General features: G+C 62.4%; 29 protein-coding genes and 1 tRNA gene. 9 read left to right on the top strand and 21 right to left on the bottom strand.

What is annotated here, in order from left to right; genetic code table 11:
• Positions 1-135: 135 nt before the first annotated feature.
• The 14 genes from KCX59_RS01080 to KCX59_RS01015 all read right to left on the bottom strand — a co-directional run bounded on the left by KCX59_RS01080 (position 136) and on the right by KCX59_RS01015 (position 7330).
• A complete protein-coding gene (locus KCX59_RS01080) occupies positions 136-876 on the bottom strand; it encodes a hypothetical protein (RefSeq protein WP_218649192.1) in 741 nt (246 codons plus the stop codon).
• Entirely contained in the window at positions 873-1172 is a 300-nt protein-coding gene (locus KCX59_RS01075) for a hypothetical protein (protein WP_179017454.1), read from the bottom strand. The genes KCX59_RS01080 and KCX59_RS01075 overlap by 4 nt, the downstream gene beginning before the upstream one ends.
• Positions 1169-1360: a hypothetical protein gene (locus tag KCX59_RS01070; protein ID WP_179017453.1), complete on the bottom strand. Its 192-nt coding sequence runs from the start codon at positions 1358-1360 to the stop codon at positions 1169-1171. The genes KCX59_RS01075 and KCX59_RS01070 overlap by 4 nt, the downstream gene beginning before the upstream one ends.
• Positions 1353-1484, bottom strand: a complete 132-nt coding sequence (locus tag KCX59_RS01065; RefSeq protein ID WP_256871417.1) for a hypothetical protein — start codon at positions 1482-1484, stop codon at positions 1353-1355. Before KCX59_RS01065 ends, KCX59_RS01070 begins: the two co-directional genes overlap by 8 nt.
• On the bottom strand, positions 1481-1828 hold the full coding sequence (locus KCX59_RS01060; RefSeq protein WP_179017452.1) for a hypothetical protein: 348 nt from the start codon (positions 1826-1828) through the stop codon (positions 1481-1483). The genes KCX59_RS01065 and KCX59_RS01060 overlap by 4 nt, the downstream gene beginning before the upstream one ends.
• Entirely contained in the window at positions 1825-2250 is a 426-nt protein-coding gene (locus tag KCX59_RS01055; RefSeq protein WP_179017451.1) for an ASCH domain-containing protein, read from the bottom strand. The genes KCX59_RS01060 and KCX59_RS01055 overlap by 4 nt, the downstream gene beginning before the upstream one ends.
• A 119-nt stretch (positions 2251-2369) precedes the next feature.
• Positions 2370-3626 (bottom strand): DNA polymerase III subunit beta, encoded by a 1257-nt coding sequence (locus KCX59_RS01050; RefSeq protein WP_179017450.1) that lies wholly within the window; start codon positions 3624-3626, stop codon positions 2370-2372.
• A complete protein-coding gene (locus KCX59_RS01045; RefSeq protein ID WP_179017449.1) occupies positions 3623-3922 on the bottom strand; it encodes a hypothetical protein in 300 nt (99 codons plus the stop codon). The genes KCX59_RS01050 and KCX59_RS01045 overlap by 4 nt, the downstream gene beginning before the upstream one ends.
• On the bottom strand, positions 3922-4317 hold the full coding sequence (locus KCX59_RS01040) for a hypothetical protein (RefSeq protein WP_179017448.1): 396 nt from the start codon (positions 4315-4317) through the stop codon (positions 3922-3924). The genes KCX59_RS01045 and KCX59_RS01040 overlap by 1 nt, the downstream gene beginning before the upstream one ends.
• Positions 4301-5692 (bottom strand): ParB/RepB/Spo0J family partition protein, encoded by a 1392-nt coding sequence (locus KCX59_RS01035; protein WP_179017447.1) that lies wholly within the window; start codon positions 5690-5692, stop codon positions 4301-4303. Before KCX59_RS01035 ends, KCX59_RS01040 begins: the two co-directional genes overlap by 17 nt.
• The gene (locus KCX59_RS01030) at positions 5689-6012 is read right to left on the bottom strand and encodes a hypothetical protein (protein ID WP_179017446.1); all 324 of its coding nucleotides are present in this window, start codon (positions 6010-6012) and stop codon (positions 5689-5691) included. Before KCX59_RS01030 ends, KCX59_RS01035 begins: the two co-directional genes overlap by 4 nt.
• A gap of 219 nt (positions 6013-6231) precedes the next feature.
• Positions 6232-6501 carry a hypothetical protein gene (locus tag KCX59_RS01025; protein ID WP_179017445.1) on the bottom strand — a complete coding sequence of 90 codons (270 nt, stop codon included), beginning with the start codon at positions 6499-6501 and terminating at the stop codon, positions 6232-6234.
• Complete coding sequence (locus KCX59_RS01020) at positions 6498-7085, bottom strand: hypothetical protein (protein ID WP_179017444.1); 588 nt, start codon at positions 7083-7085, stop codon at positions 6498-6500. The genes KCX59_RS01025 and KCX59_RS01020 overlap by 4 nt, the downstream gene beginning before the upstream one ends.
• On the bottom strand, positions 7082-7330 hold the full coding sequence (locus tag KCX59_RS01015; RefSeq protein ID WP_179017443.1) for a helix-turn-helix domain-containing protein: 249 nt from the start codon (positions 7328-7330) through the stop codon (positions 7082-7084). The genes KCX59_RS01020 and KCX59_RS01015 overlap by 4 nt, the downstream gene beginning before the upstream one ends.
• 203 nt (positions 7331-7533) lie before the next feature.
• On the opposite strand from KCX59_RS01015, the gene KCX59_RS01010 reads away from it, so the two are divergent.
• Entirely contained in the window at positions 7534-7776 is a 243-nt protein-coding gene (locus KCX59_RS01010; RefSeq protein ID WP_179017442.1) for a hypothetical protein, read from the top strand.
• Between the two features lie 629 nt (positions 7777-8405).
• On the opposite strand, the gene KCX59_RS01005 is transcribed toward KCX59_RS01010, so the two are convergent.
• The gene (locus KCX59_RS01005) at positions 8406-8699 is read right to left on the bottom strand and encodes a helix-turn-helix transcriptional regulator (RefSeq protein ID WP_179017441.1); all 294 of its coding nucleotides are present in this window, start codon (positions 8697-8699) and stop codon (positions 8406-8408) included.
• Between the two features lie 227 nt (positions 8700-8926).
• Here KCX59_RS01005 and KCX59_RS01000 point away from each other — a divergent pair, with 227 nt between their 5' ends.
• The 3 genes from KCX59_RS01000 (at position 8927) to KCX59_RS00990 (ending at position 11676) form a co-directional block, all read left to right on the top strand.
• Positions 8927-9793 (top strand): hypothetical protein, encoded by an 867-nt coding sequence (locus tag KCX59_RS01000; protein WP_179017440.1) that lies wholly within the window; start codon positions 8927-8929, stop codon positions 9791-9793.
• Positions 9794-9845: 52 nt separating this feature from the next.
• Positions 9846-10250, top strand: a complete 405-nt coding sequence (locus tag KCX59_RS00995) for an ImmA/IrrE family metallo-endopeptidase (RefSeq protein WP_179017439.1) — start codon at positions 9846-9848, stop codon at positions 10248-10250.
• Between the two features lie 61 nt (positions 10251-10311).
• Positions 10312-11676 carry a tyrosine-type recombinase/integrase gene (locus KCX59_RS00990; RefSeq protein WP_179017438.1) on the top strand — a complete coding sequence of 455 codons (1365 nt, stop codon included), beginning with the start codon at positions 10312-10314 and terminating at the stop codon, positions 11674-11676.
• A gap of 83 nt (positions 11677-11759) precedes the next feature.
• On the opposite strand, the gene KCX59_RS00985 is transcribed toward KCX59_RS00990, so the two are convergent.
• Positions 11760-11832: transfer RNA gene (locus tag KCX59_RS00985), tRNA-Lys, on the bottom strand.
• Positions 11833-12072: 240 nt separating this feature from the next.
• Between KCX59_RS00985 and KCX59_RS00980 the strand changes: the two genes are divergently transcribed.
• On the top strand, positions 12073-12732 hold the full coding sequence (locus KCX59_RS00980) for a hypothetical protein (protein WP_091464593.1): 660 nt from the start codon (positions 12073-12075) through the stop codon (positions 12730-12732).
• Positions 12733-12967: 235 nt separating this feature from the next.
• Here KCX59_RS00980 and KCX59_RS00975 read toward each other — a convergent pair whose 3' ends face one another.
• Positions 12968-13699, bottom strand: coding sequence for a hypothetical protein (locus tag KCX59_RS00975; RefSeq protein ID WP_179017437.1), 732 nt, complete (start codon positions 13697-13699; stop codon positions 12968-12970).
• A gap of 195 nt (positions 13700-13894) precedes the next feature.
• Here KCX59_RS00975 and KCX59_RS00970 point away from each other — a divergent pair, with 195 nt between their 5' ends.
• Positions 13895-14512: a DUF47 domain-containing protein gene (locus tag KCX59_RS00970; RefSeq protein WP_043469600.1), complete on the top strand. Its 618-nt coding sequence runs from the start codon at positions 13895-13897 to the stop codon at positions 14510-14512.
• Between the two features lies 1 nt (position 14513).
• A complete protein-coding gene (locus KCX59_RS00965) occupies positions 14514-15530 on the top strand; it encodes an inorganic phosphate transporter (RefSeq protein WP_179017436.1) in 1017 nt (338 codons plus the stop codon).
• Positions 15531-15690: 160 nt separating this feature from the next.
• Here KCX59_RS00965 and pstB read toward each other — a convergent pair whose 3' ends face one another.
• From pstB to pstS, 4 genes are all read right to left on the bottom strand, one after another.
• The gene (gene pstB / locus KCX59_RS00960) at positions 15691-16470 is read right to left on the bottom strand and encodes a phosphate ABC transporter ATP-binding protein PstB (protein WP_011772968.1); all 780 of its coding nucleotides are present in this window, start codon (positions 16468-16470) and stop codon (positions 15691-15693) included.
• Between the two features lie 69 nt (positions 16471-16539).
• Complete coding sequence (pstA, locus tag KCX59_RS00955) at positions 16540-17643, bottom strand: phosphate ABC transporter permease PstA (protein ID WP_178994029.1); 1104 nt, start codon at positions 17641-17643, stop codon at positions 16540-16542.
• Positions 17644-18576: a phosphate ABC transporter permease subunit PstC gene (pstC, locus tag KCX59_RS00950; protein WP_017197022.1), complete on the bottom strand. Its 933-nt coding sequence runs from the start codon at positions 18574-18576 to the stop codon at positions 17644-17646.
• A 136-nt stretch (positions 18577-18712) separates the two neighbouring features.
• Positions 18713-19834, bottom strand: coding sequence for a phosphate ABC transporter substrate-binding protein PstS (gene pstS / locus KCX59_RS00945; RefSeq protein ID WP_178994031.1), 1122 nt, complete (start codon positions 19832-19834; stop codon positions 18713-18715).
• A gap of 237 nt (positions 19835-20071) precedes the next feature.
• Between pstS and KCX59_RS00940 the strand changes: the two genes are divergently transcribed.
• Both KCX59_RS00940 and radA read left to right on the top strand, forming a co-directional pair.
• Entirely contained in the window at positions 20072-21199 is a 1128-nt protein-coding gene (locus tag KCX59_RS00940) for an FUSC family protein (RefSeq protein WP_179017435.1), read from the top strand.
• A gap of 104 nt (positions 21200-21303) precedes the next feature.
• Positions 21304-22677: a DNA repair protein RadA gene (radA, locus tag KCX59_RS00935; RefSeq protein ID WP_017197019.1), complete on the top strand. Its 1374-nt coding sequence runs from the start codon at positions 21304-21306 to the stop codon at positions 22675-22677.
• Positions 22678-22724: the final 47 nt, after the last annotated feature.

Below are 22724 nucleotides of genomic sequence, written 5' to 3'. Positions count from 1 at the left end.
TGTTCTTGTTTCTGGGCCGGTGCATGCGCACCGGCGGATGCCGCTTGAATCTTCCGGATAGGTGTAGCCGTTGCAGGATGGCCATCGGCCATCAGCTGCTCCGTGGTAGTGGCCGCAGCCGAGGCAGCGGACCACTCACTGGCCCTGATTCGTCGTCGGCTCCTGCGAATCTGGATCGTCGGCCGGGTCCACCTTCCAGAGGGCACGATGCCAGCCGCTTTCGGCAGCAGGCCCGGCATCCTCTGAACCGTGGAGTCGGTAGCCGATCCATTGGGTAGTCATATACGTGTGCGAAGCGCATTGACGGCAGATGAAGTACACCCGCCCAGCATCAAGATCCGGCTGGCGCACCTGGACCCGGCCGTAGGCGTCCAGTAGCTGCGTTTCAAAGACCATGCCAGCCGTTTCCCAGACGTGGTCACAATCGCGCGGGGCGTTGATGACCGAGTTATCCCAACCAGCAACCGAGGCCGGGGCATCTTGGGCGCTCATTGTGGTGTCAGAGCCCAAAGCGGCGGCAAGAGCGGCGCGGATCCTCAGCGCCGTCCCTTGCTCACGTGTGGGATGCGGCGGTCCAGGCGGTTTATGCCCGTCCGCGTTCGTTATGACACGGTCGCAAGCATCTACGACGGCTTCGATGGCAGCGAGTAGGCGGGCGAGGTCGGTGGGAGCGTTGGCCATGAACACGGCGTCAGACTTGCGGCGGTTGTCGCCTTGCACATCGTCCGCGTGAATCTGAGCGATGGCACATCCGGCGGTGGCGACAAACCAGTGGTCCCCACCGCTCGTCCCGGTGGTCCATGCAGTCCATGGTCCAGGCGTTGCTGCTGCCAGCCTGTCCTTGAACGGCACCAGGAGGGCACGCACATCAGTCATCGTCCGCCCCATTTCCGGCGGTCGTTCAGGAGACTCGGATCATGCGGCAGGTTTGAGGGCGGCTCCAGGATGCGGCTGTGTGCTTCCACTGTCGGCATGACTGCAAGACTCAACTCTGCATAGGCCTTGGCGAAGATCTGGCCAACTCCCGTGAAAGCGTGCTGGAAGCTCTTCTCGTGCCACTGTCCGTACTCGATTGCCCTGAACTTGTCCACGGTCTCCGCCTGGTCGCCGCAAGGACGGCATTCGTAAATCCACTGGCCCTTACCTTGCCGGCGTACGATTCCCGCGCTCACTTCGCGTTGCTCCAGTCACAGGAGAGCCGCCCCGGTCCGACTATGCACGTCACCGAGCGACCGTCCTTGAGACGGTAAGTCTCGTCACTGTTGATGCTCTGCTCGCCGCTGCCAGTCTGGATGTTGCCACCACACCCAGCCAGGGTCAGCGCCACCACGGCGAAGATTGCTGCAAGTGCTTTACGCATTCTTGGTGTCCTTTGTTGTGAAGAGTTGTTGGTAGACGTCCGGGTTGGTCTGAGCGAGTCGTTCGAGTTTTGCTGTCAGTACCGGCGCGGGATCAGTGGGAGGTTCCTCGACGGCCGCCGTCACTGTTTTTCCTCGTCGTAGTGAGGAAGCTCCGCGAACCGGCTGAGTACGTGTTCGATGTCCTCGGCCCGGTCGGGGTCGATTGCGCCGTAACCGGGAAGGCCCCAGTCGATGCGTCCGCGGGCGTAGGTGGCGACCTGCGCGGCGTGCCAGAACTCGGCCGCAAGTTCAGGCTCCGACAGGCGCTTTCTGCGGCAGAGCGCTGCCTCTGCCATCCGCTCCACTTGCCAGTCCAGGGAGGCCTGCATCTGCTGAACAGCCCTGGTGAATGCGTTGCCGCCGGATGGGACGCTTGGCGGATAAGCCGGCACGGGTGGGTGGATGGTGAGTTCCAACGGCCGGCTCATGCGGTGGCCGCCAGATTCCAGAGGCCCAGCTTGCCGATCTCAGGGAACGGACAAGTAAGCGGGCGCGGGTCCCGCAGCTCCCAGTGGTAGAAGCCTGGTCGCGCCCACTCGGAGCAGTACCCGTCAGCTGTCTTGCATTCGGTGGAGTAGTGACAGCCCACAACTTCCACAGTGCCGAGGACGTAGCCCTGAAGCTGGAGGTGGTTCTTGAACGCCTGAGGCGCAGCTGCCCGGGCCCTCCGGAACGTCTCGTTCTCGTACCCTGCTTCGTCATCGCACTTGGCCACGTGGATGTAGAGAGTGCCGCGGTGGTTGATGGACTGCGAGCGGTTTTCGACGTCCTTGCCAGCGTGCAGGATCGACCATGCCCACGGGTTTTTGACCGTGACCGCTTTCAGCACGGGTGCTTCGATACCCATCATGAGCAATCACACTCGCCCTGGGCGTTCTGCACCTTATCGCAGGCCTTGCAGGTGTTGAGCTTCTCCGGACGGCTGAGCATCTGGGCCAGCATCGCGTCTTCTTCTGCTTGGGTCATTACCTACTCGCCTCCGACGCGGTTGGGCAGCCGAACCGGCATAAGCAGGTGTCTGTAAGTGCTGGGCGTGTCACCTTTGGCCGAAACTGGGGAGATACAAGTGGGTTTGACCATGTTGTAGAACGCGAAGCGCACAACCTCTGCGTTGATTGCCTTCAGTGCTTCCAAGAGGAACTGCGGGTTGTAGGCAGCCGTATCCGGCACCTCGATGTTGGTGGTGTCCGCCAACAGGATCGGAGTGGCGACCTCGCTACCGCCCTCGGCAAAGCTGGGCGCCAGGGTGACAGAGCTGGGCCCGATCTTCAACAAGGCGGGTTCGTTGTAGTCGTTCAGCTCTCGGGCAACGATGACCTGGTCAGTAAGATCCCGGCGGTTGACCTCCAAAGTCATGCCGAAGTCCAGGTCAAACAGTGACTTGATCTTGGGGTAATCACCCATGACGCCAGTCAGTGTGAAAGCGGAGTCGCCGGATGACAGATGGACGCTCGCCCGGCCGCCGTCCTTTCCGTGCACATCCCCAGAGACCAAAACGCCGAGGGTTACCTTCTCACCGTTGAGGTGCTTCGCGACGGACTTCCATGTTTTAGCGGGCAGGAGGAACCTGAAGTCCTGGACTTCCTTCGTCAGCTTGAGCGTCTCCGAGGACAGCCTGTAGCGATCTGTCGCTTGCAGAGTCAGCAACCTGCCGTGGCTCTGCATTTCGATTGCGGTCAAGATCGGCAACGTCTCGTCGCGGCTCGCGGAAACGGAAGCCCGGTCAAGAGCAGCCGCCAGCACCTCGCGGTCAAGCTCAAACGTATCCAGCTCACCGTGCGCGGGAAGATCTGGGTACTCCGAAAGCGGTGCGTCATGAAGCCGCGGAATGGTGAAGCCAGCCGCGGTCACCGTGATCATTGGCCGGCCCAGAAGAGTCTTGGATGCCACCGTTACCGGCATGTCCCTCTTGCGGGCTGTCAGCACGCGTATCGTGCGGACCAACCAGGAGTGCGGTGCCAGTGCTTTGCTGTTGCGCAAGGTTCCCACGGCTTCATGGTTCAGCTTGACGACGGCAGAGGTGGAGTAGTCGTAGCCGGTGAGCGTTGCCTTGCCGCGATTGCACGCCAACACGATGAAGCTGAGGATCGGCACCGGGGGCCGGGAGCAGACCGCAGCGCCCACGGCCGCGAGCTTCCGCAGCCATTCAGTGCCAGTAGCAGTGATCGCCAGATCGGCGAGCGCTGGTTCTGTGGTTGTGGTGGGTTCGGTGATGGTGGCGGTCATCTTCTGGCCTCTCTTGGTTCGTGGGTGATGTGGTGGTGGCCCTCTTCGATTTGGAGGGCTGCCCATGCGGCTTGTGTTTGGTCTTTTGCGAAGTCCAGTTCGTCGTCTGTTTGGCGGAGGCGGCGGGACTTGGTTGTGGTGTCGAGTCCGTCCAGGTCGTCGGCGCAGATCTCGGTCAGGAGGTTCTGCCGACGGATCATCAGCGCTGCTGTGATCCTGGATGCTTCGTCGTACCTGCTGCGGTAGATCCTGACTTTCTGGTCTTGCCATCGTTGGTCGATGCTTGCCCACGCCATCAGCGGCCCATCCCGTTGAGGCGAGTGCCAGCCTTGCGGTGGTTGTGGATGATGAGCTGCCCGTAGTCGAAGGCTTCCCGGGCGGTGTCGTGCCACTGGTGCTCGGACGGGAGCGCGTGCATAACTCCGCGCTCGTCCCAGAGGGTGAGCTTCCACCGTCCGCTGGCTCCTGGCCGAACTCCGGCCCGTGGATAACGGCAGTCTGGGGCGACGTCGAACGGGGCCGAGGGGCGGAAACCTGACATCGCGTCCACGTGATCGAGGACGTCACGCTTGGCTTTCCACTGGATGCCGACCGGCGCTGGATCATCCAGGATCTCGGGGCGGAACCCGCAGCCACAAACGGGCTCGTTGTCGGCGTTCCTCTTGAGGAAATGGCTAGGCGTCGTCGTCATCGTCGTAGTCCTCCTCGTCGTCCTCCTCGTCGTCCTGGTTGCCTGACTCGGCCTTCGCTGCCCAATAGTCGATGGCCTCCTGCTCGAATGCAGTGATGTCATAGCCAAAGACCTCTTTCCGGTTGGCGAGAAACTCCTCCAGAGCGGCTTTCTCCCAAGAACCACTGACGTCCCATGTGGACGGTTTGTGCAGCTCACCGCGCGTGAGGTGCAGATGAGCGTGGAGGTATGCCAGCTGCAGCAGCTTGAGCTTGCCGATAGCGGCTTCCACAGATTCGACATCCGATGATGTGACTCCAGTACCGCGAACCAGAGGAATGCCAAGCGCCCGAGCAGCCTTATCGTGGGTAGCGCGGTATCCGTCAAACATGGTCTTCCGCAGAGCTAGGACGGCCGGAGCATCCTCGGGCCGGTCGAAGTGCCCCGCAGCATCCCGGATCTTGGATTCAAGAAACTCATTCCAGAGCGCCTCGGCCTGCTCAAGGCCGGCGCTAATGTCCTGGAGCCGCTTCTTGTCAGCGATCTCCTCCTCCGTCAGCTTCTTCTTCGCTCCAGCCGCCTTGACGTCGTACCACTCCAAATCGCCCGTATGGCTGATGACAGCAACCTGCCCAGCTGTGATGCGCTCAGCGGGGATCTTCTCGCGGTCGTAGTCCCGGACGTACTTTGTCGAGGAATAAGCCTGCTGTGACGTGATGGTCTTTATGCCCAAGTCCTTGACGAGCTGCTCCGACGCAGCCGTCTTGAACGCACGCTCACGAATGCCGCGGAGGCGGTTGACCGTGTACGCCCAGTCCTTCGTGCCGGCATTCCTGGTCAGCTCCGCTGTCGCCTCTTCGTCGTCCGCGAAGTCATCAAAGACCTGGGACTGTTCCAAGGTCATCAGGCCGTGGTCAATGGCGTGCTTTGCTGATTCGGGCAACTTCACCAGGGCCGAGCGGGAACGGATGAAAGTCTCCGAACGGTGGATACGCTTGGCCACCTTCTTCACGGACATGCCCTCACATTCGAGCATTGCCTGAATGGCCTTGGCTTCGTTGATAGGGGTGATGCCTTCGCGGTGGGTGTTCTCCCTCAGCATCGTCTCCAGCTGCTTATCCAGCGAGTCGAGATCCGGGCGGAGACGGCAGTACAGCTCCTCGACGTTCCCCAGCCGGGCAGCTGCCGTTCTTCTGTGGCCAGCGACCAGCAGGAACTTGCCCGCGTCTGGGCCTTCCTTGATTGGGAAGACGTGCAGGGCTTCGGTGTTGCCGTTGTCCGCGATGTCGTTGGCCAGCTCGGCCAGCTTCTGAGGGTCCCCGAGATCGTCTCTCGGGTTTTGGGGGTGGTCTACGAGATCCGCGACCGGGATCATTCTGAATTCGATGGGTGTCATGGCTGTCCTTCGCAAGTGGTGGAAAGTGCTTGCTCCGCCAGGGCAAGGGTCAGCGCGGCCTGTAGCCGGCTGATGGCAGCATCGAGTTCGCCATCCTGCAACGCCGAAAGGGCGCGGGTGGTCGTACGTTCGATGCGGAGAAGGCGCAGCGCAGCGTCATCACGGACTACTGGGTTGCCGAGCCACTCTTGTTCGGTGGCTGGTTCCTGCCTCTGGCGGTGGACGTTCTCCTGGTCCTTCTGAGTAAGGACCGGGACAGCGTCCGCTGTCTGGGGTAACGGGGCGGCGCCGGGGCGGGCGCCTGGTGGTCTATCTGTCATCGGCGCCCCCAATCGCCGGCCATCATCTTCTACGCCTGGGCTGAGGCCCGGACTCGAGAACGAAACCACCAGCACCGGTCAGCAAGATCAGCAGACCAGCGAGGTAAGCGCCGTTGATATTGGGGCTGGTCATCAAAACCAGTGCTGCTCCGAGGATCACGAGCGGCCCGTAAAGGAAAGCGCGGCGGCGATACAGACCGACCCGCGCCGTCGGGCGCATCACAGCTCCAACCCAAGCTGGATAGCCTTGCGCGCCGACTCACGGTGCTCGTGCTCCGAGAACCTGCCCCGATCAACACCGTTCACAACGATCGTGTTCGTTGAAAGGTCGATCTCGATCGCTTGGGGCAGCGGCCACTTGCGACGGGCATAAGCGGTCATCTGCTGCTTGAACTCCGCAGTGCTGCGGTAATGCAAGTCGCAGGTGTCCTGGAAAGGCCGGTGTCCGATGGGATGGACCACCGCGAACGTCTTCTTCCTGGCCTTCATCTTCTTGCCGCCTTGTGAGCACCAGCAGCCCGATCGAACGCCAGCAACTGAGCCGACGGCGACTCGGACGGGTCGAACACCTTCACCGAGGCCAAATGCGGCCCCGGCTTGGGTACGGCATGGGCGGTCGGGTCCTGCCATTCGAAGTAAACGAGATCCGCTTCCGGTTCAGTGGAGGTGGAGGCAGCTGCCGCCGGCACGTCGGGGGATTCGACGGCAGCTGCCGGATCAGAGGACTGCCCCCCGGCAGCCTCATTGGAGGAATCAGCAACGACACCCCGATAACGGGCCGTTGACACCTCCACGTCAGAAACAAAGTTCTGCGCCTTAGTCACGACATCAGCGAGCGCGTCCGCGATTTGTGGGAGTGCGTGCTCGATGTTGCCCAGGCGGTCGAAGTGCTTCGCCGTTTTGAGAGCGCCGATGAGGTTCTCTGCATCCTGAATGGCGAGGGTCAGCAGCTTGTGCCGGCGGCCTTGCTCGGTAGGGATGATCTTGGACGGGTAAGAGTCCGTTTCCATCTGCCGATCGACGGCGTGGAAGTAGGAGTTGCGCGGCAGGAGATCCGCGGTTTCGGCGCTCATGCGGCACCTGCTGAGGTGCGGTTGTCGATGAACGCCTGGAGGTCATCGGCGCGGACGCGGATCTTCTGGCGTACGTTCGTCGCCAGCTCCACAATGCGCAGCTCTCCCGCGTTGATTCTGTCCTGCACGTAGTGCTTGGAGACACCGAGGACTTCCGCTGCGTCCACAACACTCAGGAGTGCAGTGACACCTCTTTCGGCGGCTCTGGACTCGGACGGTCCGGGGAACATTGATACGCTTCCCATTGGAGATTCCTTTCGTGATTGATCGGGTTTTCGACTCAGGCCCTCAGCTGTTGCATCAGCTGAGGGCTTTCTCATGAGGTTTTGGGGTCCGGCGCGGCAGCAGCGGGGGAAGATGCTGCCGCGCCGGATGGGGGTTCCCCGTCTGTAGGATTCGGGTTGTCACACACCGCACCATTTGGTGCACCTACAGAAGGGGAAGATTCATGGCCATCAAGGTCAACTACGGGCACCACGAGTTCTGGCTGAGCGAGGAGTACGACGCCGAGGACGTTGTGCACGACCTCACCGCAGCGTCCAAGGCTGAGCTGTTCACGGACCTGAAGACCAGCGACGGGGGAACGGTGCACCTACTCGGCTCCCCTGGAGTTCCGATCGTCATCACCGAGTTGGGCGCCGCCGGTCGCGGTGGCGCTCTCCCCCTCAGCGTTAGCGACACCCTCGGCTAAGCCCTCCTGGGTAAGGGCGCGCTGAGCAACAAACAAGGCGTTGACCCAATCTCGGTAAGGCAGGGCATCTTTGCCACTGAGGCGGAGGCCCAGTTCGTGGATGAACTTGTCCATGAACTGGGCCCACTGCTTTTCGGGGAGCTCCTGGACGACCATGCGGAATACGCGGATGGTCGGCACTGCGGAGGACTTGCGAGTGCACTGCCGAACAATCTTGCTGGCAACCTCTTCGGCTGTTGCTTCTGGCGCTCCCGTGATGTTGATGGTCACCGCGTCCGGCGTAACCTCAGCTTTCGGTACGCCTGCGCCGCCGTGGCGAGAAAGGTACAACCATGTCTCCGCCGAATAAAGAGGCTTGACCGGTGCTGGCTCGATCGACACGGGCACATTCGAGTTGTGGCACTCCCGGCAGATTACAAAGATGCTCTCCACCCGAGGGTTCGCAGGATCCGAAACATAGAACATGCCAGCTGCCGCCGACTTCCGGTCCTGGAACGACACCACGCCCTTGCAATTCCGGCACAAGTCCCCATCGCGGAGACGGACAGGAACAGTTAGCGCGTGGTTCTTAGCGACCCTCGCCGGGCGAGAATCCCAAGTTGCTTCATCATCGGACTCTTCAAACGAGTTCATGCCGACATCCTTCGGTTGTGGTGGGGCCTAATTGTGCGACGTGTGGAGTGTGCATCATTTGTAACCTCAGGCATGACTTCATGCTCTTGAGCCTCAAAGAGGTCCTCCCACGGCACGCGGAGTCGGGCGGCGATTGCCAGTGCCAGATCTTCCGAAAGTGTTCGCATCCCACCGGTCTCCAGGAGATAGATGGTCGTTTGCGAGCGCCGAACCAAATAGCCCAGCTGGGCCTGCGAAAGATGCTCCTGCTTCCTCCATCGCCGGATCATGGCCGGGTCCTTGACCTTCATCCATGTCTCCTTACGAACGAGCGGCGGACGCCGCCTTGTAGCTTGCATGACCATTTCTACACTCCTTTTGTCGGTGTTACAAGTAAAGCATGCATCATCCGCAACTACTTGTAAAGCTGACAAGCGATACTTCCCGCTTATTTGCTGGCAAGATACAGAAGTTACTTGTTTGTGGTCCTGTGTTCGCCGCTTACAAAAGGAACAAGCCATAGGAAAGAGTCATCGTCGTGAACCAACCTCTCGGACTAACGAACCTCGCCACGCTGGCATTTGCCAAGCACCCTGGCGTCTCGGGATCAGAGCTGGCACGCATGGCTCAAGAAGCGGGTTACGAGTTGACGGCTACAACCCTCAACTCCATTCGCAGCGGCACGTACTCGTATAAACCTCGGAAGGAGACGGTAAGCGCACTTGCGTGGCTTACCAACATTGACGAGGAGACCGCTTTTTCTACTGTCTTTGCGGAACGCCCAAAATCCCCGGAAGTCACCGACTTTCGATCGTTAATCGATCTCGCCCAGCACAAGCGCCGCATGTCCGGTAGGCAACTCGCCTTCCTGGCGCAAGAGCAGGGCTTCAAAATCACGACGACGACGATCAACCACCTCAAGGCTGGGACTTACAAGTCCGTGCCCAGCGCGGAGACTATCCGCGCTATTGGATGGTTGGCCGGCGTAGCTGATGAGGTTGCGTTCACGGCCGCGGGACAGCCTGTCCCTGGTCCCCCGCTTGCTGAGGAACTTCCGCCCGGAGTCGACAATCTTTCGCCCAAGTCGCGAAAGATCATGATCGAAATGGCGCGGGTCCTCGTGGACTTGGAGAAGAACGCAGATGCCAGTAGCACCGATGCACAGGAACAACCAGCCGACATCCGCGATGCCGGCGAGCGCCGTGACGCTCGCGCTGGACAGAAGACCAAGCGCGGACTGAGCGCAGTACCCTCTAACCCCGACGCCCCAGTTGATGGCAATATCCCGTTGCCTGAGAACTGGCAGGAGCTTGCGGCCTACTCAGGTCCCACTGGTCACAAGGACCGGGAGTCCGAATGGGCCAAGCGTGGCGAAGAGTCCCAGGACTCCGACGACGAAAGCTGACACTGAGGGCCTCGCGCCCTCGATGTCTGCCCGGCCTAGTACTGTCCGGGATGTGTTTCATCCTTGGAGGGCCCTGCGAGCTTTGGCCCATGTGCGGCTGTCGTGGGTAGCTATGCCCGACGGCGCCCCTGGGCGTACCAACGGCGTCGATACGATCTGGCTGGATAAGAGCCTTGACCAAGTTGAACGCCGGTGCGCAGTCACCCACGAGCTGATCCACTTGGAGCGTAAGCATCTCGGCTGTCAGCCACCGGCTATCGAAGCCGAGGTCTGCGCAGAGACTGCCCGACGCCTTGTCCGCATTGAGCACCTGACAGCAGGTTTGGCCTGGTCACGCTCCTTCGGGGAGCTGGCCGACGAACTCTGGGTGACGCCGGAAGTCCTCCGGGACAGATTCAAGAGCCTCACCGAGGCTGAATGGTCGATCCTCCTGGGCGTCGAACTACAGCAACACTGACAATCACGCACGCGAGCGCCGTTGGCCTCGCTGCACATACTCGCATCATGGAGGGGAAGCCATGTCCGAACCAGAGAAGCCTAAGAAAAAGAGGCGGCCCAAGGGCGACGGCACTGAAGCGTACCTGCAAGCGGACGGCCGCTGGCGGGCTCAGGTAGACCTCGGCATCGGAGCCGACGGCAAGAGGCGGCGCCGCTCGGTCTACGGGGCAACCAGAGCAGAAGCCAACAGGGCGTTGCGTGATGCCGTCCGCCAGAAGGAGGACGGCATCCTCTCAGCGTCCCGTCCTCCCACCTTGCAGGTATGGCTGGATCACTGGCTGACAACCATCGCCCCCACCTCCGGACGGGTGCGTCCTCGAACCATGGTGGGCTACCGCTCCTATATCCGCGTTTGGGTTGAGGACAAGCCCCTTGGCAAGGTTCGCTTGGACAAGCTCAAGCCTGAGCATTTCGAGCTGGCCTATGCTGGCATGCGCGAGCTGGGCAAATCGGAAAGCACCATCGCGCAGCTGCACCGCATCCTGCACAGGGCTCTAAAGATCGCCGTCCAGCGGCAACGAATCGCTACCAACCCCACGGACAGGATGGACGGCCCACAAGCAGCAGCGTTCGAACCTCAGATCCTCACCACGGCCGATGCCAAGAAGCTGGTGCGGGCCGCGGTGACTGACCAGGAGAACGGCGCGCGGTGGCTGCTGTCCCTGGCCATGGGGCCGCGGCAGGGCGAAGTGTTGGGCCTCGCGTGGGACAAGATGGATCTGGACGGCGGCAAGCTGAGCATCCACCGCGAGCTGTTCCGGCTTCCGTGGGAACACGGGTGCCCGGGCGCGACAGAGAAGAAGCCGAGCTGCGGAGGCAAGCGCGGCGCGGACTGCCCCAAGCGTCACGGCGGCGGCCTGTACCTGGGAGAGCCGAAGTCTAAGGCCGGCAAGCGTGATGTCCCGCTCCCTGATGACTTGGTGAAGGCCTTCCGTGTGCATCGTCGTGAGCAGTTGCGGATCCGGGCCGAGGAAGGCGACCGTTGGGCGCCGTTCACCTCGGCCAACGGTGAGACGGTGGATCTTGTCTTCAGCCAACGCAACGGCAAAGCCCTTGACGCCCGCAAAGACCATGCGGCATGGAAGGCGTTCCTGGCCGAGAACGGTGTGGATGAGGTGCGCGTTCACGACTCCCGCCACACGGCCGCGACCGTCCTGCTGCTCATGGGCGTGCCCGGGCGTGTGGTCATGGACATCATGGGCTGGTCCCAGATGTCTATGCTCACCCGCTACCAGCACGTCCTGGATGAGATGAAGGTGGACGCGGCCCGAAAGGTCGGCAACGCCCTCTGGGCGGCAGACCCGGAACCCGAACCTGAGCCCGAACCAGCGACCCCCTCCCCCGTGGTGGATATGGCAGCATTCCGAAAGCGCCGCAGCGGATAGGCCCTCAAATAGGCCCTCAAGCTCAAAAGTACGGGCACATAAAAAATCCCCCGGAACCGTGTGGTTCCGGGGGATTTGGAGGGTGGGCCCTGTGGGGATCGAACCCACGACCCACGGATTAAAAGTCCGATGCTCTACCAACTGAGCTAAAGGCCCCTCCAGCTGTAGAAACAGCCATGAATACTGTACCCCAACGTCAAGGCCGTTGCGGAACTCAAGGCGGCATGCGCCGTCGTCACCTGCTTTGGGAGAAAGTTCGACGGCGGCGCGCGGCGGCTGCGGCGTGTCGGGCCCGGGGCGGCGGCAAAGTAGGTGGTGACGGCACGCCGAGAGCACGAACGGCAGCCCCGGCAACCGTTACTCGACCCCACCAGAGCACAGGAGTACGGTGAACTCATGAGCGAACAGCCAGGATCACGTGCGTACGGCGGAGCGAACAGGCATCACAAACCCAAGCCCTTCGCGCCCATCGATTTCGAACCGTTCGCGGGCGGGGCTGATCCCGCCCGGGTTTCGGAGGCAGCCCATCTGGCCGCACAGGCGCTGGTGAGACGCGGCCGGGACAGCGATGACCCCAAGGTCACCCACCGCCTGGTGAAGCTGGCTGACGAGCAGGGCCTCGAAGCCATCGCCGAGATGTGGGCCGAGAGCCCTGCGCGTTCCTTGCCCGGCGCCCTTTGGAGGCTCTACGCCCTCCGCGCCGCCACCATCCAGAACCCCGAACGGATCTCCGTCTACTTCAGGGCAGGACGTGACACCGCACAGGTTTCCAACGTGGTGGCCGGCGCAGCAGAGCCGCCGGGAGCCGACGAAATGAAGACCATGGCTGACGCCATTTTGTCCGGCGCTTTCGACGGCGAGTTCGACGTCGCGCTGGAACGCTCCGCCGCGTTCTGCCGCGTGGTGGCGCTCGGCCAAGCGACGCTTGCCGACGGCGCGGAACACAGCAACGAGGGCCACGCCAGCAAGCTCACACGTAATTCGCACCAGCTGGTGAAGACTGCCGAAGACCTCGAGCACGCTGCCAACGCGTGGCGCTTGGGAGAGCTCGACTAACCAGGCAAAAGGGCAAAACGTACCCACGTCGGGCCCGGACTGTCAATGTTGACTTAGCCCGCCTGACGGTGAAAACTAAAACTGGTGTCGAACCGCGAAACCCCCGGGCTTCAACTTACAGCCGCTTCGAGCGGCCTACCGCCGAGAGGCGTATCCGGTTCGGCACCATTTTTATGCCCGAACGCAGCTTTGCCCGGGCTTGCACTGTGGCAGACCCGGGCAAACGCGCTGAAAACTACTTCAGCGTGACCGTGGTTTCGGCCTTTTCCTTCTTGTCGTGGTCCAGCTTGCCGTCTGCTGCAGCAGGAGTCATGGTCGCCTCGATCTCAGTTTCCTTGCCCGCGGTGTAGGCAAAGTTCTCCGCAATATTGAAGGACTCGCCGGGCTTCAGCACGAACGGGGCCTCTTCCTTGAGCTTGGTGCCGGAGCTGCTGAGCCCGTGCTTCTTATACCCGTCGCTGCTGGAGTCCGAAGGCATTCCGCCCATGTACTTCCAATCCGTGTACTTCGCGCTGGGAGTAATCAGCGAGTGGCTCAGGGGAATGTCCGCGGACGAGGTGTTGGTGACCACGTAGTTCAGGTACACCACGGGATCGCCCTTCTTGAGCAGGTTTTCCTTGGTTTCCTTGTCCACGAACATACTGTCCTTGGACGCGACATCGGTAGCCACCTGGTAGATGTCCACGCTGAAACTGTCGCCCTTGAGGCTGCCCAGCTTGTCCCCTGCTTCCGAGATGGGCAGCGCCCAGGCCGCTACCTTGTATGAACCCGAGGAGGTGCCGGCGCCTTCGGACGAAGTAGAGGCCAACGGGGAAGCAGACGCTGAAGGCGAGTTGGACGCAGACGAGGACGACGACGATTCGGAACCAGCCGTCGTCGAGCCCGCCGTTGCTCCGCCACAGGCGGTCAGTGCCAGCAGGCCGGCAGCGGCGAGGCCCGTGATTTTCACTACATTGTTGAATCGCATAGTTCCCCCATTGAGTGGATTAATTAAGTGCTTACCCAGTGTTGCACGGTTACGGAGGCTCAGCGATGGGCACTACTCCCCGTCACGGCGTCCTGCCCTTCACGGACGTCGTAGCAGTGCCGGTAAAGTTGGGAGCGAAACGGGTGGCGTCAAGTCAAACCACCCATGCCCATCCGTCCCCAGCCCGGAAGCGAAATGAAGCTGCGCCTTTTTCCCCAGGAACCTGCCGGGCTCGTACTGCTCGCGCAGATGGCCGGCGTCATCGTTGCCGCTACTGGAACGCTCTCGGAGATACTCGGGGCGCCCGCCAGTGAGCACCAGCGTCTCGCCGAAGAATTGCACGAGCACGAGTCCAAGTCCTTGGACCTGCATTTCGCGCTGCTGACTCACATGCGCACCAGCTTTGTGAACCCGCTCCCCCGCGAGGACATGTATACGCTCTCCCGCCACCTCAATGAGGCCATGGAGAAGTTGGACGCCGCCGGAGATCTTGTAGCTCTCTACAAGCTGGATCGGCTCCCCAAGCGCGCTGCAGACCAGTTGGAGATCATCAGCCGGCAGGCTGAGCTCACGGTGGATGCGATGCGGAAGCTTGAGGACCTGGACGAACTTGAGGACTACTGGATCGAGATCCTTCGGCTGGCCAAACGTGCAGAGCGGTCGCACCGGATCTGGGTGGCCGAGATGCTCAAGGATATGAAGTCCACGCAGTACGCTCGGCACCGGGACATCGCCAACCAGCTGGTGGAAGTTACCAAGGACATGCGGAAGGTCGCCACCCAGGTAGGCAGCATCATCGTCAAGGAATCATGACGTGATCATCGCATTCCTGGTCCTCGTGGTTGCTCTGGCCTCCGGGTTCGCATTCCTCAACGGCTTCCGCGACGTCTCCAACGCCGTCGCGCTGTCCACGCGGACCCGCGCCCTCACGCCGTCAGTCGCCGTGCTTTTGGCTGCAGTCTTCAATTTTGTGGGTGCCATGCTCAGCGGCACCTTCATCCTCGCCTTTACGCAATCGTGGATCACGTTGCCGGAGGGCACCAGTGGCCTCACCATGCTGGCGTCCGCGCTCACCGCGGCCATCTTGTGGGGCGTGTACGCGTGGTGGCGAGGAATTCCCTTGTCCTCCACCAACTCATTGGTCGGCGGCCTGATCGGTGCCGGGGCCGCGAGTGTCCTTGTGGGCGGCAACGCGGTAGGAGGTATGGACAATGTCCTGCTGACCCAAGTGGCCCTGCCCCTGGTGCTCTCCCCCGTCATCGCCTTCGTGGCTGCATACCTGCTGGTGTGGCCTGTAACGTGGGCTGCGCGTTACACCCAACCAAACGTTGTGAACCGGAGGTTCCGGCGGGCACAGGCCATCTCGACTGCCGCTGTGGCATTCGGCCACGGGCTCCAGGACGGTCAGCGCACGGCCGCTGTCATGGTGCTGGCCATGGTGGCCGCGGGCCTGTCCAGCGGCAGCGACGTGCCTCTCTGGATCCTGCTGGTCACCGCCATCATGCTCACTGCGGGCACCATGTTCGGCGGCTGGCGAATCTCCCACACCCTCGGCCACAAGCTCATTCGGGTGGATCCGCTGCGCGGTTTCGTGGCGCAGACTCTGACGTCCGTAATGCTCTTCATCGGCGCAATCGGATTTCACCTGCCGCTTTCCACCACCCACACGTTGACCGCCTCCGTACTGGGTTCGGGCGTGAATCAGCGGTTCCACACCGTCAACAGGCGCCTGGTCAGGAGGGTCCTGTTGTTCTGGGTGGCTACACCGTTGATCACGGCAGCCGCGGCCTTCATTCTGGAGCTGGCGTTCTCGCCCCTCGCGGATTTGTAAAACCAACTGAGTAACAGCAAACGTCGCCATGAGCGGTCATAGCGACGTTTGCTGTTACCTACTTGGGTAAGAAAAAACGACGGCGGCCGTACCCCCAAGGCGACGGCCGCCGTCGTTCTGTGCCGACTCCCCCCAGAGAAGCCGGAACCTGTAGAACCCCTTATCCGAAGCGGCCGGAGACGTAGTCTTCCGTTGCTTTCTGACCAGGGTTGTTGAAGATGCTGGTGGTGTCAGCGAACTCGATCAGTTTGCCGGGCTTGCCCGTGCCTGCGATGTTGAAGAACGCGGTCTTGTCGGACACACGCGCAGCCTGCTGCATGTTGTGGGTAACGATCACCACGGTGTACTGGTCCTTGAGCTCGTTGATGAGGTCCTCAACGGCCAAAGTGGAGATGGGGTCCAAGGCCGAGCAGGGCTCGTCCATGAGGATCACCTGGGGCTCGACGGCGATGGCGCGGGCGATGCAGAGGCGCTGCTGCTGACCACCGGAAAGGCCGGAGCCGGGCTTGTCCAGGCGGTCCTTGACCTCGTTCCAGAGGTTGGCTCCCACCAGGGACTTCTCCACCAGGGCGTCAGCTGCGCCCTTGGAGATCTTCTTGTTGTTCAGCTTCACGCCGGCCAGCACGTTGTCGCGGATGGACATGGTGGGGAACGGGTTGGGGCGCTGGAAAACCATACCAACCTGGGTGCGGACGGTCACGGGGTCAACACCGGGTCCGTAGAGGTTGTCGCCGTCCAGGAGGACCTCGCCCTCAACGCGCGCTCCGGGAAGGACCTCGTGCATGCGGTTCAGCGTGCGGAGGAAGGTGGACTTGCCGCAGCCGGACGGGCCGATGAAAGCCGTGACGGACTTGGCTTGGATGTTGATGTTGACGTCCTCGACGGCCAGGAAGTTGCCGTAGTAGACATTCAGGTCTTTGACGTCGATGCGCTTAGACATGGTGTTCCTTTGTTCCTTGGGGGGTGTGGAAGTTTGAAGGGGCCGCCGGGAACCCGGTGGCCGGCCCGGCTAGCGTCCCGTTTTGGGTGCGAACAGACGGGCAATGAGGCGGGCTCCGAGGTTCAGGAGCATCACCAGGATGATCAGCACCAGCGCGGCGCCCCAGGCACGCTGGTCCGAGGGGCCAGGGTTGGACGGCGACGTCGGGTTGAGGATCTGCGTGTAAATGAACGTGGGCAGCGAGGCCATCCAGCCACCGAACACATTGTTGTTGATGGTGGTCGCGAACCCGGCGGTGACCAGGATCGGCGCGGTTTCACCGATGACGCGGGCGATCGCCAAGGTGACGCCGGACGCGATGCCGGAGATCGCCGTCGGAATGACCACTTTGGTGATGGTGCGCCACTTACGCACGCCCAAGGCGTACGAGGCCTCGCGGAGCTCGTTCGGGACGATCTTGAGCATTTCCTCGCTGGAGCGGACCACAACAGGGATCATCAGGACGGAAAGCGCGACGGCGGCCACCGCACCGGTCTTGGTGCCGGGGCCCACGATGGCGAAGAAGAACGCTGCCGCAAAAAGGCCGGCCACGATCGACGGGATGCCGGTCATGACATCCACGAAGAACGTGATGGCACGGGCCAGCGGACGGTCGTTGCCGTATTCCACCAGGTAGATGGAAGTCAGGAGGCCCACGGGCACGGAGATCACCGTGGCAAGTAGCGTGATCTGGATGGTGCCCAGCAGCGCGTGGTAGATACCGCCGAGGACGGGTGCCCCTTCCTCCACTGCCTTGTTATCGAAGGCACCGGTAACACCGTTCATGGAGGTGCCCAGGAAGCCGGGTGTGATGAGCCCGGGGATGCCGTTGACCAGGACGGTGACGATGACCGAGATCAGGGGCAGCAATGCAACCAGGAAGGCACCGACCACCAGGCACGTGGCGAGCTTGTCCTTGGCTTTGCGGGCACCTTCAACAGCGCCGCTCCAGGAGACCAGCCCCACCGCGAACAGGATGGCGGAGACGATGCCCCAGCCGAAGGCGTTGAAGCCGATGAGCGCCAGGATGGCCGCGCCGACAATGAGCGCGACGGCCAGGACAATGTAGGGCGCGAACTTGGGCAGTTGGCCCTTGGTGAGCGCTGAGCGCTTGCGGACTACTGTGGCGGACATTTAGTTGGCTCCCGAGAATTCTTTGTGCCGGGTGATGATCCAGCGGGCGATCATGTTGACGCCAAGGGTGATGACGAACAGCACCAAGCCGGCTGCAATCAACGTATTGACCTTGATACCGCTGGCTTCGGGGAAGTTAAGGGCGATTTCCGCGGCGATGGTCTGGTTGCCGGACTGGATGAGGCTTGCAGTCAGGACACCGGACGAGAGCACCAAGGCAACGGCCATGGTCTCACCGAGTGCTCGGCCGAGGCCCAGCATGATGGCGCTGATGATGCCGGGGCGGCCGAAGGGCAGCACGGCCATCTTGATCATTTCCCAGCGGGTAGCTCCAAGTGCGAGCGCTGCTTCCTCGTGCAGCTTGGGGGTCTGCAGGAAGATTTCGCGGGACAGGGAGGTGATGATGGGAAGGACCATGACGGACAGGACGATGCCGGCGGTCAGGATGGTCTTACCGGTGGCGGATGCCGGTCCTTCGAAGATCGGGATCCAGCCGAGGTACGTGGCCAGCCAGTCGTAGGCCGGGGAGATTTCCTTGGCCAGGAAAGCTGCACCCCAGGCGCCGTAGACAACGGAGGGGATGGCTGCGAGCAGGTCCACCACGTAGCCGAGGCCCGAAGCGAGCCGGCGCGGGGCGTAGTGCGAGATGAACAGTGCCACGCCGATGGCCACGGGAGTGGCGATGACGAGGGCGATCACGGCGGCAATCAATGTGCCCACCACGATCGGGGCGATATAGGCGAAGAAGCCGTTGCCGCCCTGGATGTCCTCAGCCGGGGCAGTGAGGGCGGGGATTGCCTGCACCACAAGGAATAGCGCGACTCCGAAGAGGACCGCGAGAATCAGGCACCCTGCGGCCATGGCGGCCCCGGAGAAAACCTTGTCCCCGGCGCGTCCTGCGCCTTGGGAGGTTGTCAGGGAGTTGGTGGTCACTTCACGATCCTTCAGTCTCAGTGAACTGGTCTTACATGGCTAAGTTCCCTGCCCCGCGCGAGCGGCTCTGCGGCCACGTCGCGCGGGACAGGGAACTTCAGTGTTCAGCCGGGTTCAGCAAACCCGCCGGGAAACCTTAGGCCTTGGCCTTGATGGTTTCGATAGCGGACTTGGCCTTGTCCTGCAGCGTCTTGGAGAGCGGTGCGGACTTCGCGGCGTCAGCGGCGGTCTTCTGTCCCTCGTCGGAAACGACGTAGCTTTCGAAGCCCTTGACCAGGTCAGCAACTTCCTTGGTCTCGTAGGTGCTGCAGACAACGTGGTACGAGACGAGGACTACGGGGTAGGCGCCCGATGCGGTGGTCTTACGGTCCAGCTTGATGGCGACATCGTTTGCGGCGCGACCCTCAACAGGCTTGCCTGCTTCGACAGCCTTGGCAGCGGCTTCTGCCGAGATCTTGACGAACTCTTCGCCCACCTTGATGGAGGCGGTGCCCAGCTTGCCGGAGACAGCGGAGTCATCAGCGTAGGTCACGGCACCCGGGGTGTCGGTGACGGTCTTGACGACGCCGGAGGTGCCCTTGGCGTTCTCGCCGGCGAGGCTTGCGGGCCAGATGCCGGCAGCCTTGTCCGTCCAAACCTCGGGTGCAGCAGCTGCGAGGTAGTCGGTGAAGTTGGTGGTGGTGCCGGAGTCATCGGAGCGGTTCACGGGGGTGACCTTGAGGTCCGGCAGGGTGACGCCTTCGTTGAGGGCGGCGATTGCGGGATCGTTCCAGTTGGCGATTTGGCCGCGGAAGATCTTGGCCACGGTGGTGGCGTCCAGCTTCAGGTCCGTGACGCCGGGAACGTTGAAGGCAACAGCGATCGGGGAGATGTACACCGGGATGTTGATGGCGCCTTCGGGGCCGCACTTGGCCTTGGAGCTCTCGAGCTCTTCGTCCTTCAGGTAGGCGTCGGAGCCGGCGAACTGTGCCGAGCCGTCGATGATGGCCTTGCGGCCTGCGCCGGAACCATCCGGGGAGTACTGAACAGTTGCGCCGGAGTTCGCGGCGGAGAAGCCGGCCTTCCAGGCGTCCATGGCTGCGCCGGTGGAGGAAGCGCCAATGCCGGTCAGGGTGCCGGTGACCTTGGGGCCGGAGGCTGCCGACTGGGTGCCGCCAGTGGTGCCCGTTGCGTTGTCTGAACCGCAAGCAGTGAGCGCGAGAGCGCCGGCTGCGATGACCGCGATTGCCGCGTTGCGGCCGAAGTGAGTTGCCTTCACTTGGATGTGCCCCTTCCAGGGATTCTTCGATGCGGGCCGAACGGAGATTTCGGCGTGCGCGAGCTGTGGACCTTTTTGTTCCTTTACTGAAGGTAAGGAGTGCAGGTAACGGGATCTGCGGTGAAAGGTGAACGGAAGGTGAACGACGGCGGACCATTGGGTTATGTGGCGCGTGCCACCTTGAGCAGCACCCGGCTTGCGCTAGTTGAGGGGGGTTGGGCAAATAGACTGGAAGGCATGGCTGCCGCGAAAGGATTTTCTGCAAGCAAGAGGTTCCTGCGCGCCAGAGTCCGGACGGGCCTGGTCCGCAGCCGCAATTCCCTGACTCCGGCCATTCAGATGACGGTGTGCGCCGTCGGTGCCTACGCTTTCGCCGAGTACGTACTGGGCCACCAAGGACCCCTGTTCGCGGCGACCTCGTCGTTGATTGCCCTTGGATTCTCCCGCGATCCGCGGCTGCGTCGCGTGATCGAGGTAGGCCTTGGCTGCACGCTGGGCATCGTGGTTGGTGACCTGTTGCTTCACTGGCTGGGCGCCGGGATCTGGCAGGCCGCCGTCGTGCTTCTTTTCTCCATCCTGCTGGCCAGGTTCCTGGACAGCGGCACGATCTTCACCACCCAGCTGGGACTGCAGTCGTTGCTGGTGGTCCTGCTGCCGGCGCCGGCCGGCGGGCCGTTTACGCGAAGCCTCGACGCTGTGATCGGTGGAGTGTTCGCGTTGCTGGTGACCATCCTGGTGCCCAAAGATCCGCGACGGGAGCCCCGGAAGGACGTCCAGAAAATTCTTCATGAGCTCGCGGAGGTGCTCCGTGAGTGCGCCAAGGCGATGATCGAGAGCGACTCCACTACTGCGTGGCACGCCCTGATCCGCGGCCGGAACTGCCAGCCATTGGTGGACCGGATGCGGCAGACTTTGCGCGCTTCCGGTGAAGTTGCCACCCTGGCTCCGGCCCACCGCAGGCATCGCGACGAACTCGCCGGCTTGGAGCATTCGCTGGAGTACATTGACCTCGCGCTCCGTAACAGCCGGGTGTTTGCGCGGCGCCTCACCAGCGCAATCAACCATGCAGCGTTGTCCGATGAAGCGATCGACAGCATCTCCGATGTCCTTCAGGAAACTGCGGCCGCGATTGATGAGATGAACATCGGCTTGTCCGAGCAAAGTGAGGGTACCCGCCGTGTGCATCTCCGCCGTGCCCGGAATGATCTTTCAGATATCGCAGCCCGCCTGCATCCCAAGATGCTGGACGTCCAGAGGCTCGAGGGCGAAACCGTAGTCATGCTTTTCCGCCCGCTCATGGTGGACCTGCTGGAAGCGAGCGGGATGGAACCGGACGAGGCCCGGGCGGTGCTCCCGGCGTTGTAGCCTTAGCCGAGATGGCATTTGATGACGATGCCACGGCCTAGCACGGTCATTAAGTGCCGCCTCGGCGGCTAATCCTGTCGGTGCCCGCCACTACGCTTGAACCCATGGCTTCCAAGACCTCCCGAGCATCCAAAACACCCGCCTACAAGTGCGCCGAATGCGGCTGGACCGCCATCAAGTGGGTGGGCCGCTGCGGTGAGTGCCAGGCCTGGGGAACGGTGGAGGAGTACGGCGCCACGGTAGCGCGTACGACGGCGGCCGCTACCGTTTTGGAGCCTGCCCGCCGTATCGCTGAGGTGGATGGGACCACAGCGGCGTTCCTGCCCACTGGCGTTGACGAACTCGACCGCGTCCTGGGCGGAGGGCTCGTTCCCGGTGCCGTCATCCTGCTGGCGGGGGAACCCGGCGTCGGAAAGTCCACGCTGCTGTTGGACGTCGCGGCGAAGTTCGCCCGGACGGGGCAGGACGTCCTCTACATCACGGGTGAGGAATCCGCGGCGCAGGTCAAGCTGCGCGCTGAGCGAATCGACGCCGTAGCCCATACTCTTTATCTCTCCGCGGAAACCGACTTGGGGCAGGCGCTGGGCCAAGTGGAGAAGCTTGAGCCCAAGCTGCTGATTGTGGACTCCGTACAAACCCTGAGCAGTGCGGACGTGGAGGGCAGCGCCGGCGGCGTCTCCCAGGTGCGCGAGGTCGCGGCGTCGATCATTTCTGCGGCAAAGCGACGCAACATGACAACGCTGCTGGTGGGCCACGTGACCAAGGAAGGCACCATCGCAGGGCCGCGCTTGCTGGAACACCTGGTGGACGTCGTGTGCCAGTTCGAAGGCGAGCGCCACTCACGTCTGCGGCTGCTCCGGGCTGTAAAGAACCGCTACGGGGCCACGGACGACGTCGGATGCTTTGATCTCAATGAGGCCGGCATCGAGGGGTTGGCCGATCCCAGCGGACTGTTCGTTTCGCGGACCCGTGAGCCGGTCTCCGGAACCTGCATCACGGTGACCATGGAGGGTCGCAGGCCGCTGCTGGCGGAGGTTCAGTCCCTTCTGGCTGAGAGCGCCAATTCCCAGCCCCGCCGTGCCACCAGCGGGCTGGAAAGCTCCAGGGTTGCCATGTTGCTCGCAGTACTTCAGCAACGTGCCGGCTGCATGCTTCACAAGGACGACTCCTATGTGGCAACCGTGGGCGGCGTGAAGCTCACGGAACCGGCCACAGACTTGGCTGTTGCCCTGGCCGTAGCGTCGGCCAAGTCCCGCAAAGCACTCCCCCAACGGCTCATTGCATTCGGTGAGGTGGGCCTGGCCGGCGAAGTACGTCCCGTGCCAGGGATTAACCAGCGCATCCAGGAAGCTCACCGTCTCGGGTTCACGCACGCTATTGTTCCGGCAAGCCCGGCAGGTGCCGGCGTTATCCCGGACGGTTTCTCCGTGCGCGAAGTAGGCCACTTGGCTGAGGCACTTGAACTGCTGATCACGTAATCCTGCCGGGGTGTCGGGAGCCTTCTGAGCTGCGGTTTCGGCGAGGA

The sequence above is a fragment of the Paenarthrobacter nitroguajacolicus genome, assembly GCF_051027655.1.
GTDB lineage: Bacteria > Actinomycetota > Actinomycetes > Actinomycetales > Micrococcaceae > Arthrobacter > Arthrobacter nitroguajacolicus.
Note: the sequence above shows the minus strand (reverse complement) of the source record. Positions and strands in the feature narration are given on the sequence as shown.